The sequence below is a fragment of the Streptomyces sp. NBC_00878 genome (assembly GCF_026341515.1).
Classification (GTDB): Bacteria; Actinomycetota; Actinomycetes; order Streptomycetales; family Streptomycetaceae; genus Streptomyces.
Map to the genome: position 1 here is coordinate 6,511,055 of NZ_JAPEOK010000001.1, position 12,219 is coordinate 6,523,273.

Annotated in this window: 15 protein-coding genes; 13 read left to right on the plus strand and 2 right to left on the minus strand. The window is 70.0% G+C overall.

The window, feature by feature from the left end:
• Positions 1-2 precede the first annotated feature (2 nt).
• Complete coding sequence (locus tag OHA11_RS28305) at positions 3-854, minus strand: helix-turn-helix transcriptional regulator (protein ID WP_266501083.1); 852 nt, start codon at positions 852-854, stop codon at positions 3-5.
• Positions 855-1,079: 225 nt separating this feature from the next.
• On the opposite strand from OHA11_RS28305, the gene OHA11_RS28310 reads away from it, so the two are divergent.
• The 9 genes from OHA11_RS28310 to tsaE all read left to right on the plus strand — a co-directional run bounded on the left by OHA11_RS28310 (position 1,080) and on the right by tsaE (position 8,402).
• On the plus strand, positions 1,080-1,502 hold the full coding sequence (locus tag OHA11_RS28310; protein ID WP_266501084.1) for an ATP-binding protein: 423 nt from the start codon (positions 1,080-1,082) through the stop codon (positions 1,500-1,502).
• Between the two features lie 104 nt (positions 1,503-1,606).
• A complete protein-coding gene (locus OHA11_RS28315; RefSeq protein ID WP_266501087.1) occupies positions 1,607-2,524 on the plus strand; it encodes a hypothetical protein in 918 nt (305 codons plus the stop codon).
• A 3-nt stretch (positions 2,525-2,527) separates the two neighbouring features.
• Positions 2,528-2,977 (plus strand): hypothetical protein, encoded by a 450-nt coding sequence (locus tag OHA11_RS28320; RefSeq protein WP_266501090.1) that lies wholly within the window; start codon positions 2,528-2,530, stop codon positions 2,975-2,977.
• A 9-nt stretch (positions 2,978-2,986) separates the two neighbouring features.
• Complete coding sequence (locus OHA11_RS28325; protein ID WP_266501092.1) at positions 2,987-3,358, plus strand: holo-ACP synthase; 372 nt, start codon at positions 2,987-2,989, stop codon at positions 3,356-3,358.
• Positions 3,359-3,565: 207 nt separating this feature from the next.
• The gene (locus tag OHA11_RS28330) at positions 3,566-5,008 is read left to right on the plus strand and encodes an NAD(P)H-hydrate dehydratase (protein WP_266501094.1); all 1,443 of its coding nucleotides are present in this window, start codon (positions 3,566-3,568) and stop codon (positions 5,006-5,008) included.
• A gap of 94 nt (positions 5,009-5,102) precedes the next feature.
• On the plus strand, positions 5,103-5,288 hold the full coding sequence (locus tag OHA11_RS28335) for a hypothetical protein (protein WP_266501096.1): 186 nt from the start codon (positions 5,103-5,105) through the stop codon (positions 5,286-5,288).
• A gap of 35 nt (positions 5,289-5,323) precedes the next feature.
• Complete coding sequence (alr, locus tag OHA11_RS28340; protein WP_266501098.1) at positions 5,324-6,475, plus strand: alanine racemase; 1,152 nt, start codon at positions 5,324-5,326, stop codon at positions 6,473-6,475.
• A gap of 129 nt (positions 6,476-6,604) precedes the next feature.
• A complete protein-coding gene (locus tag OHA11_RS28345; RefSeq protein ID WP_266501101.1) occupies positions 6,605-7,858 on the plus strand; it encodes an alpha/beta fold hydrolase in 1,254 nt (417 codons plus the stop codon).
• Positions 7,824-8,402, plus strand: a complete 579-nt coding sequence (gene tsaE, locus OHA11_RS28350; RefSeq protein WP_266501104.1) for a tRNA (adenosine(37)-N6)-threonylcarbamoyltransferase complex ATPase subunit type 1 TsaE — start codon at positions 7,824-7,826, stop codon at positions 8,400-8,402. Before OHA11_RS28345 ends, tsaE begins: the two co-directional genes overlap by 35 nt.
• A 455-nt stretch (positions 8,403-8,857) precedes the next feature.
• Here tsaE and OHA11_RS28355 read toward each other — a convergent pair whose 3' ends face one another.
• Positions 8,858-9,403 carry a hypothetical protein gene (locus OHA11_RS28355; protein ID WP_266501107.1) on the minus strand — a complete coding sequence of 182 codons (546 nt, stop codon included), beginning with the start codon at positions 9,401-9,403 and terminating at the stop codon, positions 8,858-8,860.
• Between the two features lie 110 nt (positions 9,404-9,513).
• On the opposite strand from OHA11_RS28355, the gene tsaB reads away from it, so the two are divergent.
• The 4 genes from tsaB to OHA11_RS28375 are packed head-to-tail and all read left to right on the plus strand — an operon-like array spanning position 9,514 to position 12,098.
• Positions 9,514-10,170 (plus strand): tRNA (adenosine(37)-N6)-threonylcarbamoyltransferase complex dimerization subunit type 1 TsaB, encoded by a 657-nt coding sequence (tsaB, locus tag OHA11_RS28360; RefSeq protein ID WP_266501109.1) that lies wholly within the window; start codon positions 9,514-9,516, stop codon positions 10,168-10,170.
• A complete protein-coding gene (locus tag OHA11_RS28365; RefSeq protein WP_266501111.1) occupies positions 10,167-10,736 on the plus strand; it encodes a GNAT family N-acetyltransferase in 570 nt (189 codons plus the stop codon). The genes tsaB and OHA11_RS28365 overlap by 4 nt, the downstream gene beginning before the upstream one ends.
• A complete protein-coding gene (gene tsaD / locus OHA11_RS28370) occupies positions 10,729-11,844 on the plus strand; it encodes a tRNA (adenosine(37)-N6)-threonylcarbamoyltransferase complex transferase subunit TsaD (RefSeq protein ID WP_266501113.1) in 1,116 nt (371 codons plus the stop codon). The genes OHA11_RS28365 and tsaD overlap by 8 nt, the downstream gene beginning before the upstream one ends.
• A complete protein-coding gene (locus OHA11_RS28375) occupies positions 11,841-12,098 on the plus strand; it encodes a hypothetical protein (RefSeq protein ID WP_266501114.1) in 258 nt (85 codons plus the stop codon). The genes tsaD and OHA11_RS28375 overlap by 4 nt, the downstream gene beginning before the upstream one ends.
• Positions 12,099-12,219 lie beyond the last annotated feature (121 nt).

The following is a 12,219-nucleotide window of genomic DNA, read 5'->3' on the forward strand; positions in this document are numbered from 1 at the left end:
CCTCATACTTCCTTGGACAGTCTGTGGATGAAGTCACGCGAACGCGCTGTGTCGAGTGACGCGGCTTCCACTCTACGGAAGAGTGTTCGAAACACGTTGAGTTGCGCGTCGGAATCGATGAATGCTGCGGCGTGAGGTGCGTCGCCAACGGCCGTGTCCAGCCTGGGTACGGCGCCGCCTGCCATCATCATGGCGGTCCAGGACCCGCCGAAGCCGTCCAGGTCGAACGGGATGACGCGCAGGGTGATGTGGTCCGCCTCGGAGAGTTCGAGGAGGCTGGCGAGTTGGGCTCGTGAGGCGGCGCGGTCGTCGACCCGGATGCGCAGTGCCGCCTCGTGGATAACCGCCTCGTAAGGCGTGGGATCGGAGCCTTCGAAGATCACCTTGCGTTGCATCCGGTGCCGGACGCGCAATTCCAAATCCTCGCAGGGGAGTTCGGGGATCCTGTCGGAGAAAATGGTGCGGGCGTAATCCTCCGTCTGAAGAGGGCCAGGGATGTACAGGAACTGGACCTCCCGCAGGAACGTAGCGTGGTGCTCAAGTTCGGTGAGGTCGAGGAAGGGTGTGGGCAGCAGCCCTCGGTAGTCCTCCCACCAGCCGCGCGTTCGGTTGGTTGCCATGGCGACCAGCGCATCGACGAGGGCCTGGTCCGTGCAGGCGTAGTTGGTGGCGAGACGGCGTAGGCGCTTTTCGCTCACGCCGGACAGTGCCGACTCGATCTGGTTGATCTGGACGGAACTCACCCCGAGCGAGGTTGCCGCCTCGCGGCCCGTCAGTCCTGCTGCGTTGCGAAGTCTGCGTAGCTCGATCCCCAGGCGCATCTGACGTGCCGTTGGTTCGCGCCTCAACCCCATCGATTGCTCCCCTGTCCGACGTGCCCGTGAGCGCAGCTCGTTCGGGGTCAGATTACGCGATCGACTTGCTCGACCTTTAAATGAAGGTCTACCGTCAGTGACGCGACGCACACACTGCGGAACGCCGGAACCCCGGAAGCGCACCGCCCCGTCCTGCCATGACGGCTGCGGCACAGCCACCGCCCGCCCCTCCGTAACTCCCCACCAACCGAACGGAGTTCACGCATGCCCGAAAGCGAAACCGAACCCGAATCCTGGGAATACTCCCTCGACATCCCGAACGACCCCCGAGCCGTCACCATCAGTCGCCGCACGTTCCGTCTGATCCTCACCATGCACGGCCTGATCCGCCTCGTCGACGTCGCCGAACTCCTCGCGAGCGAGCTGGTCGCCAACGCCGTATGCCACACGAAAGGACCCGCTGCCCTGCGGGTGCGTTGGTCGGCGGGCGTCCTGCGGATCGCGGTGTGGGACGCCGATCCGGAGCCGCCCGAACCGCCGGGAAAGCTGGAGCAGCTCGGTGAGGCGGAGGGGGGCCGGGGGCTCGCGCTGGTCCGGGCGTGCTCGGACCTGTGGGGCTGGCAGCCGCTGTCCAGATTCGGCAACCGTGGCAAGTGCGTGTGGTGCGAGTTGGCCGCCGTCGCCTGAACGTTTTATCGCCCCCCGAAAGGGTGAACGCATCCCGATCACCCGGACAACCGATCCTTTGATCCATCTAGGTTGCGCATATGGTGACATCAGCTCATGAGGGCATGCATCGCATCTTCCAGGAGCGGCCCGAGATCCTGGCTCCCGTGTTCGGGGAACTGGGTGTCCCGTTGTCAACGAAGGCGACTGTGGACGCCGTCACCACGGACGTGACGGAGACCAAGCCGCTGGAACGACGCGTGGACACCGTCCTGCGCATCAGCACGTCCGACGGTGAGGAGTTCCTGCTCGCTATTGAGGCGCAGTCGGGCAAGGTCGTTGGCAAGGAGGCGAGTTGGGCTTACTACATCGCCTTCCTCCAGGCCAAGTACCGCCTGCCCGTGCTGCTTCTGGTGGTCTGTCAGGACCGGGCTACGGCCAAGTGGGCGGTCGGTCCCTTCGATTGCGGCACGGGCGGATGGACGGCTCTGCGGTTGTATCCGTTAGTCGCCGGGCCGGACAATCTGCCGGTGATCACCGACGCCAGGACTGTGGCGAAGAAGCTCGCGCTGGCCGTGCTCTCTGCCGTGGCCCACGCCCGCAATCCGGAGTGCGGGGCCATACTGGAGGTGATCGGCATTGTCCTTCGAGAACTCCGAGAATCGGACCCCGAGACAGTCGAGTACTTCGTCGAGTTCCTGGAAATCAACCTGGGTAGCACCCCAGCCGGAAAGAAATGGCAGGAAATCATGTCGGTCGTCATCTACTTCCCCGGTCGAGGGACGCTCCGGGAGAGGATCTACCTGGAGGCCAAGGCCGAGGGACAGGCCGAGGGCCAGGCCGAAGAGCGTGCCTCGATGGTCCTGAGCGTCCTGGAGAAGCGCGGGATCCCCGTTCCCGAGGACACACGGGAGCGCATCACCTCGTGCGCTGATCTCGACACCCTCGCCCTCTGGGTCGACCGCTCCTGGACAGCCACAGCGGCCCAGGACCTGTTCGCCGAGGACCCGGAGGTTTCCGGGAGCAGTCCTGAACAGGCCTGAGCGTTGACAGACCTGCAAGACAATCAGCAGAGCCGGAACCCGGAGCTGCAAGAGGAGGTCTCAGGCATTGCCATGTCGCTCGCGGCGGCCATGGCCTTTGGGCTCCAGCCCGAGAAGGCCACGGCCGAACTCCACAGAAGGTTGAAGGAGATCCTCAAGTGGGAGGGCTTGTCTCCCGGGCAGATCGCCTTTCTGCGGGGCAAGATCGAGAAGTGGCCGCCCGGTTACGCCGAGCGGTGGGCCTCAGGGTATGCCGCAGGTCTGGCGCAGGGGCTGGCCAAGGGAACTCTGGCCGTGCTGGAAGTACGGCGGCTCTCAATCTCCGACGATGTCCGCGAGCGCATCACCACTTGCACGGATCACGCTCGCCTCGACGACTGGCTCGACCGGGCCGGAACGGTCGAGCGAGCGGAGGACCTGTTTCGGGCGGGTGCGGAGCTTGACCGGGAATAGGGTGCCCTGATGAGCATCATCGGTGTCGGGATCGACGTGGCCGAGATCGATCGGTTCGCGGTGTCGCTGGAGCGGACGCCTGGGATGGCCGAACGGCTGTTTCTGGAGAGCGAGTTGCTGCTGCCCAGCGGGGAGCGCAGGGGTGTTGCCTCCCTCGCCGCTCGCTTCGCCGCGAAGGAGGCGTTGGCCAAGGCGCTGGGCGCGCCGGGGGGGCTGCGCTGGACCGATGCGGAGGTATATGTCGAGGACAGTGGGCAGCCGCGGTTGCGGGTGTCGGGGACGGTTGCCGCGCGGGCGGCGGAGCTGGGTGTTCGGGCGTGGCATGTTTCGCTGAGCCATGACGCGGGGGTGGCCTCGGCGGTGGTGGTGGCGGAGGGTTAGGGCAACGTGCTCCCCAGCGGGACTTAGGCCGGTGGACAACGTGCGGGACCGTCGTGGTTGGTCGCGCGGTTCCCCGCGCCCCTATACACAGCCGGGGCTGCACCGCCGTCTTTTTAGGGGCGCGGGGAACTGCGCGATCAGCCCCCACCCACCCGCAGCCGACGTGCTGGCTCGGCGCGCAGCGGCGGAATGCGGGAAACTCGGGCCATGCGTACTGCGTACAACGTGGAGACAGTGAGGGCGGCCGAGCGGGAGCTGATGGCGCGGCTGCCTGACGGGGCGTTGATGCAGCGGGCGGCGGCCGGACTCGCCGCGGCCTGCGCCGAGTTGCTGGGGCGGGTGTACGGCAGTCGGGTCGTCCTGCTGGTCGGCAGTGGTGACAACGGCGGCGACGCCCTTTACGCCGGTGCCCGGCTGGGTCGGCGTGGCGCGGGTGTCACGGCGGTCCTGCTCGCGCCCGAGCGGACCCATGCCGGTGGGCTTGATGCCCTGCGGCGCGCGGGTGGCACGGTCGTACGAGGGGCCGATGCGGACGCCGCCGAGGAAGCGATCTTTCGCGCCGACCTCGTCGTGGATGGGATTGTGGGGATCGGGGGGAAGGGGGGGCTGCGGGCGGATGCCGTCCCCCTTGTGGACGTTGTTCGTGCGGCTCGCGTTGCCGTCGTCGCCGTTGATCTGCCCAGTGGTGTCGAGGCCGATAGCGGGGAAGTGCGCGGTGTTGCCCTGCGGGCCGATCTGACCGTGACCTTTGGGACGCACAAGCCCGGGCTGCTCGTTGATCCCGCGAAGGAGTACGCCGGGTCCGTGCGGCTTGTTGATATTGGGCTCTCGTTGCCGGACGAGGCCGAGTTGGAGGCCTTGCAGCACGCCGATGTCGCGGCGCTGCTGCCTGTGCCCGGGGTCGAGAGTGACAAGTACCGGCGTGGGGTCGTGGGGATCGCGGCCGGGTCCGCCCGGTATCCCGGGGCCGCCGTGCTGGCCGTTGCCGGGGCCCTGCGGGGCGGGGCCGGGGCCGTGCGGTACGTCGGGCCCGCGGGGGACGCCGTGATCGCGCGGTTCCCGGAGACCCTGGTGTCGTCCGGGTCGCCCGAGCGGGCCGGGCGTGTGCAGGCGTGGGTCGTGGGGCCCGGGATCGGTGAGGACGGTGACGCCGTTGCCGCCGTGCTCGCGACTGATGTGCCGGTGCTCGTGGATGCCGATGGGCTGCGGCTCGCGGAGCGGGACGTCGTACGGGCGCGGACCTCGCCCACCTTGCTCACGCCGCACGCCGGTGAAGCCGCCGCGTTGCTCGGTGTCTCGCGGGAGGAGGTCGAGGGGGCTCGGCTGGCCTCCGTGCGGGAGCTTGCGGCCGCCTATGGGGCGACCGTGTTGCTCAAGGGGTCTACCACCTTGGTGGCCGAACCGGGGGGTGGGGCTGTGCGCGTGAACTCCACCGGTACCTCCTGGCTCGCCACCGCGGGGAGCGGGGACGTGTTGTCGGGGCTTACCGGGTCGCTGCTCGCCGCTGGGCTGGGGGCGCTGGACGCCGGCAGCGCGGGGGCCTATCTCCATGGGCTCGCGGGGCGGTTCGCGGCGGGCGGGGCGCCCGTGGGGGCGTACGACGTGGCCGACTCGGTGCGGGAGGCCTGGCGGGATGTCGTGGAGGGCTGAGTGCGCGCCGCGTACTCCGTACGCGTGCGCACAACGGGCGACCCTTCCGCGCGGCTGAACCCGGCACGCCGTCCCCCGGGGTTTCGCTGTGCGCATGGTCCGTCAGAGAACTGTTGCCCTGCTGGTCGCCGCCCCGGAGAGCGACGAGCTGATCGAGTACGTGCCGCTGAGTGACGCCGTGGCGCGGCGGGCGGGGGTCGTGGCGTGCGGCAAGCAGACCGGGCCGTATCAGCGGCAGGGTGACTACGTGTACGCGTGGGGCCGCAGGGCCGGTACCTGAGGGCAGTGTCCGACCCCTCTGAGACACTGGGCGCGATGACTGAGACAGCACCCGCGCGGGCCCGCGCCGAAATCGACCTGGCCGCTCTGCAGGCCAATGTGCGGGCTCTGCGTGCCCAGGCGCCGACCGCCGCCCTCATGGCGGTGGTCAAGTCCGACGCGTACGGACATGGGGCTGTGCCGTGTGCTCGCGCGGCTCTCGACGCCGGCGCGACCTGGCTGGGCACCGCCACGCCGGAGGAGGCCCTGGCCCTTCGTGCGGCTGGTCTGAACGGGCGGATCATGTGCTGGCTGTGGGCCCCCGGCGGGCCCTGGCGGGCGGCCGTCGAGGCCGATCTGGATCTCGGGATCAGTGGGGTGTGGGCGCTGCGTGAGGCCGTGGAGGCCGCTCGGGTGTCCGGTCGCGTCGCCCGCGTCCAGCTCAAGGCCGACACCGGGCTCGGGCGGAACGGGTGCCAGCCCGCCGACTGGCCCGAGCTCCTCGCCGAGGCCCTGCGTGCCGAGGCCGAGGGGCTCGTGCGGGTCGTCGGCCTGTGGTCTCATTTCGCTTGCGCCGACGAGCCCGGGCATCCGTCCATCGAGGCTCAGCTCGGCCGATTCCGGGAGATGCTGGCCTATGCGGAGGGGCAGGGCGTCCGCCCCGAGGTGCGGCACATCGCCAACTCGCCCGCCACGCTCACGCTCCCCGAGAGCCACTTCGACCTCGTACGGACCGGGATCGCGGTGTACGGCGTCTCGCCCAGCCCCGAGCTGGGCACCCCGGCCGACCTCGGGCTGCGCCCCGTGATGACGCTGTCGGCATCGCTGGCGCTGGTGAAGCACGTACCGGCGGGACACGGCGTCAGTTACGGGCATCAGTACGTCACGGCGGGCGACACGACCCTCGGCCTCGTGCCCGTCGGGTACGCGGACGGCATCCCGCGCCACGCCTCCGGCACCGGTCCCGTTCTGGTCGGCGGCAAGTGGCGGACGGTCGCGGGACGGGTCGCGATGGACCAGTTCGCGGTCGACCTCGGCGGGGACGAGCCACCGGTCGGCGAGAGAGTCGTCCTCTTCGGGCCCGGCGACCACGGCGAGCCGACCGCCGAGGACTGGGCCAAGGCCGCGGGCACGATCGCGTACGAAATCGTCACCCGGATCGGAACCCGGGTGCCGCGCGTTTACGTGAATACCGAACAAGCGGGGTAACCGCCCAAGTGCGGGCAGGGCACCGCGGGAACCGGCAGTACCACCGGCAGCAACAGCGACACCGACAGTCACACCGACCGTCACACCGACAGCAGACATGGGCAGTGCCCCGGCGAAGAGGAGCGGTACGTGAGCGAGAGCAGCGCGGAGGCCGCCGTGGAAGCGGCCACGGCCGCAGCCTCGGCCGTCTCCGCAGCGGGGGCCGCGGCGACCTGGCGCAGGGCCGGAATCGCCGGTGCCGCGATAGGTGTGGTCGCCGCGGGCGCCGCCGCCGGAGTCGCCATAGAGCGGCTCACGGTCGGCCGCGGCATGCGCCGCAGGGCCCGCCTCGCCCTCGACTCGACCGGTCCGTACGGGTCGTTGCGCGGCATGCCCGGCAAGGCCGTCGCCGATGACGGCACGGAGCTGTACTACGAGGTCGACGAGGTGGAGCCCGACTCCACCCTCGCCCCGCGCCGCCGTCGGCTCTTCGGCCGTAAGGCCCCGGCCCCCGTCACCGTCGTCTTCAGCCATGGCTACTGCCTCAGCCAGGACTCCTGGCACTTCCAGCGGGCCGCCCTGCGCGGCGTCGTGCGGACCGTCCACTGGGACCAGCGCAGCCACGGCCGCTCCGCGCGCGGCGTGGCCCAGGTCGAGGACGGCATGCCGCTCACCATCGACCAGCTCGGCCGCGACCTGAAGGCCGTCATCGACGCGGCGGCGCCCGAGGGCCCGCTCGTGCTCGTCGGTCACTCGATGGGCGGTATGACGGTGATGGCCCTGGCCGACCAGTACCCCTCCCTGATCCGCGACAGGGTCGTCGCCGTCGCCCTCGTCGGTACGTCGTCGGGGAAGCTCGGCGAGATCAACTTCGGGCTGCCCGTCGTCGGCGTCAACGCGGTGCGGCGGGTGCTGCCCGGAGTGCTGAAGGCGCTGGGGCAGCAGGCCGCGCTGGTGGAACGCGGGCGGCGGGCCACGGCCGACCTGTTCGCCGGGATCATCAAGCGGTACTCGTTCGCGTCCAGGGACGTCGACCCGGCGGTCGCGCGGTTCGCGGAGCGGTTGATCGAGGCCACGCCCATCGACGTGGTCGCGGAGTTCTACCCGGCCTTCACCGACCACGACAAGACCGAGGCGCTCGCCCACTTCGCCGACATGCCCGTGCTCGTCCTGGCCGGGGTCAAGGACCTCGTCACGCCGAGCGAGCACAGCGAGGCCATCGCCGACCTGCTGCCGGACGCCGAGCTGGTGCTCGTGCCGGACGCCGGGCACCTGGTGATGCTGGAGCATCCGGAGGTCGTCATAGACCGGCTCGCCGACCTGCTCACCCGCGCGGGAGCCGTCCCGGCAGGAGCTACCGTGGGTGGTTATGGAAGCACCAGCAGCAGCGCGCAACCCGGCTGAGTCCTCGGGACCCTCGGAGCCTTCCGTGGCCGGTGTCAGTACAGAGATCACCGTCAACTCACCCGAACAGATGCAGGAGTTGGGTCGTCGGCTCGCCAAGCTGTTGCGCGCCGGCGACCTGGTGATGCTCACTGGCGAGCTCGGCGCGGGCAAGACGACGCTGACCCGCGGGCTCGGCGAGGGGCTCGGCGTGCGGGGTGCGGTCACCTCCCCGACCTTCGTGATCGCGCGCGTGCATCCGCCCCTCGGTGACGGGCCGCCGCTGGTCCATGTGGATGCGTACCGCCTCGGACTGGGGTCCTCCGGGACGGCGTCCGGGGTGGGGCTCGACGACATGGAGGACCTCGACCTCGATGTCTCGCTGACCGACTCCGTGATCGTCGTGGAGTGGGGCGAGGGCAAGGTCGAGGAGCTGACCGACGACCGGCTGCACGTCCTCATCCACCGGGCCGTCGGCGACACCACGGACGAGGTACGGCACGTCACGCTGCGTGGGGTCGGGGAGCGGTGGGCGACTGTTGGGTTGGGTGTGCTCTCCGCCTGATACGGCCCCGTCTGGCGCCCCAACATTCCGACAAGGCGTCGGGAAGATGTTGCGTTGGGTGGGTTCGGCGTGTTCACATGGATGGAAGGGTTGGTTAGGTCTACCTAACCACGTCTGCTCCCGGAGTCCCTAGGAGGCCGCCATGGCGACGTCTGAACGTGATGTGACGTGTCCGCGGGTTCCTGCGAAGCCTGTGCCCTCCGGGGTGTCTATGGGGGAGTTGCTTGCGGCTGGGGCTGCTGCGCTTGCCGTTTCTACGCCGCCTCCTCCGCCGCCGGCTGCGCCGGTGCGACACGAGCGGCGTAGCGCCGCGTAGCGCTCCGCGGGGAGCGCCATGGGAATCTGCGGGTTCGTCGTGGCTGGTCGCGCCCCGCGGCGGAGCCGCAAATCGGAACAGCCCCGCGCCCCTGAAAGACGGGGCTGCGCCCGCGTCTTTCAAGCGCCCGCGAGACCTGCTACTTGATCACTGCCACCCTCGTGCCGATTGTTGCGAAGTTCCACATGGTCGTGCCGTCCTCGCGGGTTTCTCGGATTCCGCCGAGTTTTTTTGTGGGGGTGGGGGGTGCGGTCGAGCCGTTGGTCGCCGCGCTGAAGCCGATTGGTGTGCCGTTCGTCTTCGTGAAGCGGACTACGTGCTCGACTGCCACACCGTCCGAGCCGGTGACCCTGCCGGAGCGCGAGGTGACGATGTATGTGGCGGGCGTGGGATCCACCGTCCCCGGCGTCACCTTGAACGTCCGCCTGACCCGGTCGCGCGCCCCGACCAGCCACACCCGGTCGTCGTCCACCGAGTAGACGACCCGTCGTCCCTCGCCCGACGCGGCGGGCAGTGCCGTCGGGTGATTCTTGTCCCGGGGGGCCTTGGCGTCCGCGGACTCGGCGGGGCGGGCCGCGTTCAGGTCGCTCGGTACGTGCGCCGACGCCTGGTAGGCGAGGAAGCCGATCGCGGTGAGTGCCGCCGCGGTGAGCCCGGTCACGATTGCCGAGCTGCTCCGAACCACCTTGGGTGCCCACCTCTCGTACGGCATTTGTGATTTCTGTGACGTTAGCAGCAGGTATGCGGTGTATTGGGGCGGCCGTGCTCCTGGCGTGGGCGCCGTAGGCTGTTCGCGTGCTCTTGCTCGCTCTGGATACCGCCACCCCCGCCGTCACCGTCGCGCTGCACGATGGGACGTCCGTCATCGCCGCCTCCAGTCAGGTGGACGCGCGCCGGCACGGGGAGTTGCTCCTGCCGGCCGTCGACCGGGTGCTCGCCGAGGCCGGGCTGCGGCTCGACGCCGTCACCGGCATCGTGGTCGGCGTGGGCCCCGGCCCGTACACCGGACTGCGCGTCGGTCTGATGACCGCCGACACCTTCGGTCTCGCGCTCGGCATCCCCGTGCACGGACTGTGCACGCTCGACGGTCTCGCGTACGCGGCCGACGGCTCCATTGCCGACGGACCCTTCGTCGTGGCGACCGACGCCCGGCGTAAAGAGGTCTACTGGGCGCGGTACGCCGACTCGCGTACCCGGGTCACCGAGCCCGCCGTCGACCGGCCCGGCGACCTGGACATCGGCGCTCTGCCCGCCGTCGGCGCGGGTGCGCTGCTCTACCCCGACACCTTCCCGGACGTGCGCGGGCCCGAGCACGTCTCCGCCGCCGCGCTCGCGGCCCTGGCGGCGGAACGGCTGGCCGCGGGCGAGGAACTGGAGGCGCCTCGGCCCCTCTATCTGCGTCGGCCGGACGCCCAGGTGCCCAAGAACTACAAGGTGGTCACGCCCAAGTGACGACCGCGGTGCTGCGTGAGATGCGCTGGTGGGACATCGAGCCCGTACTGGAGCTGGAGAAGGACCTCTTCCCCGAGGACGCCTGGTCGCGGGGCATGTTCTGGTCCGACCTGGCCCATGCGCGGGGGCCGGGGGCCACTCGGCGGTACGTCGTGGCCGAGATCGCGGCCGAGAGCGACTCCGGGTCCGGTTCCGGGGCCGGGTCCAAGGGGGGTGCGCGGATCGTGGGGTACGGCGGGCTCGCCGCCGCCGGGGACGTCGGTGATGTGCAGACCATCGCCGTCGCCCGGGAGCACTGGGGTACCGGCCTCGGCGCGCAGATCCTGACCGAGCTGCTGCGGGCCGCGACCGCGTTCGAGTGCGGCGAGGTGATGCTGGAATGCCGCGTCGACAACGTCCGCGCCCAGAAGCTGTACGAGCGCTTCGGCTTCGAGGCGATCGGTTTCCGGCGCGGCTACTACCAGCCGGGGAATGTGGACGCGCTCGTCATGCGACTCGACACAGCAGCTGACAGCGGCTCCGCCGCTGGTTCGGCATCCGTACAAGGAACAGAGATCAATGACTGACGAACCGCTCGTCCTCGGCATCGAGACCTCCTGCGACGAGACCGGCGTCGGCATCGTCCGCGGCAGGACCCTGCTCGCGGACGCCATCGCGTCCAGCGTCGACGAGCACGCGCGCTTCGGGGGTGTGGTGCCCGAAGTCGCGTCCCGTGCGCACCTGGAGGCGATGGTCCCGACCATCGAGCGGGCGCTGAAGGAGGCGGGCGTCAGTGCGAAGGACCTGGACGGGATCGCCGTCACCGCGGGTCCGGGGCTCGCGGGCGCGCTGCTCGTGGGGGTGTCGGCGGCGAAGGCGTACGCGTACGCGCTGGGCAAGCCGCTGTACGGGGTCAACCACCTCGCTTCGCACATCTGCGTCGACCAGCTCGAACACGGGGCGCTGCCCGAGCCGACCATGGCGCTGCTCGTCTCCGGCGGGCACTCCTCGCTGCTGCTGTCCTCGGACATCACGAGTGACGTACGGCCGATGGGCGCGACCATCGACGACGCGGCCGGTGAGGCCTTCGACAAGATCGCGCGGGTGCTGAATCTCGGCTTCCCGGGCGGGCCGGTCATCGACCGGTACGCCAAGGAAGGGGACCCGGGTGCCATCGCCTTCCCGCGTGGGCTCACCGGGCCGCGCGATCCCGCGTACGACTTCTCGTTCTCCGGGCTGAAGACCGCCGTGGCGCGGTGGATCGAGGCGAAGCGGGCGGCCGGGGAGGATGTGCCGGTGCGGGATGTGGCCGCGTCCTTCCAGGAGGCCGTCGTCGACGTGCTGACGCGCAAGGCGGTACGGGCCTGTCGTGACGAGGGCGTCGACCACCTGATGATCGGTGGGGGAGTTGCCGCGAACTCGCGGCTGCGGGTGCTCGCGCAGGAGCGGTGTGAGGCCGCGGGGATTCGGCTGCGGGTGCCGCGGCCGAAGTTGTGTACGGACAACGGGGCGATGGTTGCCGCGTTGGGTGCGGAGATGGTTGCGCGGGGGCGGGGCGCCTCTGATTGGGACTTGTCCGCGGATTCGTCGTTGCCGGTGACTGACACGCATGTGCCGGGGCAGTCGCCTTCACGTTCGCATGGCCATGGTCACGATCATGTGCATGAGGTCAGCAAGGGCAATCTGTACTCATGAGTGTTGCGTTGATGTGGGAGGCGCGGGCCGTCGAGGGGCGGGGGGAGGAACTGCTTGCGTGGGTGAGGGGGCAGGACCTCCCGGCGCGGCCCCTGCGTCGGGAGGTCCTGCGGGCTCCGGGGGATCGGGTGCTCGTCATTACGTGGTGGGATGCCGCGTATGAGGATGAGCTGCCTGAGTTGCCGGAGCCGGCTGGGGAGTTGGTTGCGCGGGCCGTTCATCGGTGGCGGTTCGAGTCCCTCGACGGCGGATAGGGGTTCCGGGGCGTACGTCGGGTGCGGGCCGGTGGGGGCTGGTCGCGCCCACGATGGGGGTCCCCCCGCTCGAGCGAAGCCGAGAGTGGGGGAGGAGCCGCACAATGTCACAGCCCCGCGC

Excerpts from the sequence above, each read along its gene's own strand:
- OHA11_RS28375 (WP_266501114.1), top strand. The coding sequence starts at position 11,841 with ATGAGTGTTGCGTTGATGTGGGAGGCGCGGGCCGTCGAGGGGCGGGGG.
- tsaD (WP_266501113.1), top strand. The coding sequence starts at position 10,729 with ATGACTGACGAACCGCTCGTCCTCGGCATCGAGACCTCCTGCGACGAG.
- OHA11_RS28315 (WP_266501087.1), top strand. The coding sequence starts at position 1,607 with ATGCATCGCATCTTCCAGGAGCGGCCCGAGATCCTGGCTCCCGTGTTC.
- OHA11_RS28305 (WP_266501083.1), bottom strand. The coding sequence starts at position 854 with ATGGGGTTGAGGCGCGAACCAACGGCACGTCAGATGCGCCTGGGGATC.
- alr (WP_266501098.1), top strand. The coding sequence starts at position 5,324 with ATGACTGAGACAGCACCCGCGCGGGCCCGCGCCGAAATCGACCTGGCC.
- OHA11_RS28335 (WP_266501096.1), top strand. The coding sequence starts at position 5,103 with ATGGTCCGTCAGAGAACTGTTGCCCTGCTGGTCGCCGCCCCGGAGAGC.
- tsaE (WP_266501104.1), top strand. The coding sequence starts at position 7,824 with ATGGAAGCACCAGCAGCAGCGCGCAACCCGGCTGAGTCCTCGGGACCC.
- OHA11_RS28310 (WP_266501084.1), top strand. The coding sequence starts at position 1,080 with ATGCCCGAAAGCGAAACCGAACCCGAATCCTGGGAATACTCCCTCGAC.
- OHA11_RS28330 (WP_266501094.1), top strand. The coding sequence starts at position 3,566 with ATGCGTACTGCGTACAACGTGGAGACAGTGAGGGCGGCCGAGCGGGAG.
- OHA11_RS28325 (WP_266501092.1), top strand. The coding sequence starts at position 2,987 with ATGAGCATCATCGGTGTCGGGATCGACGTGGCCGAGATCGATCGGTTC.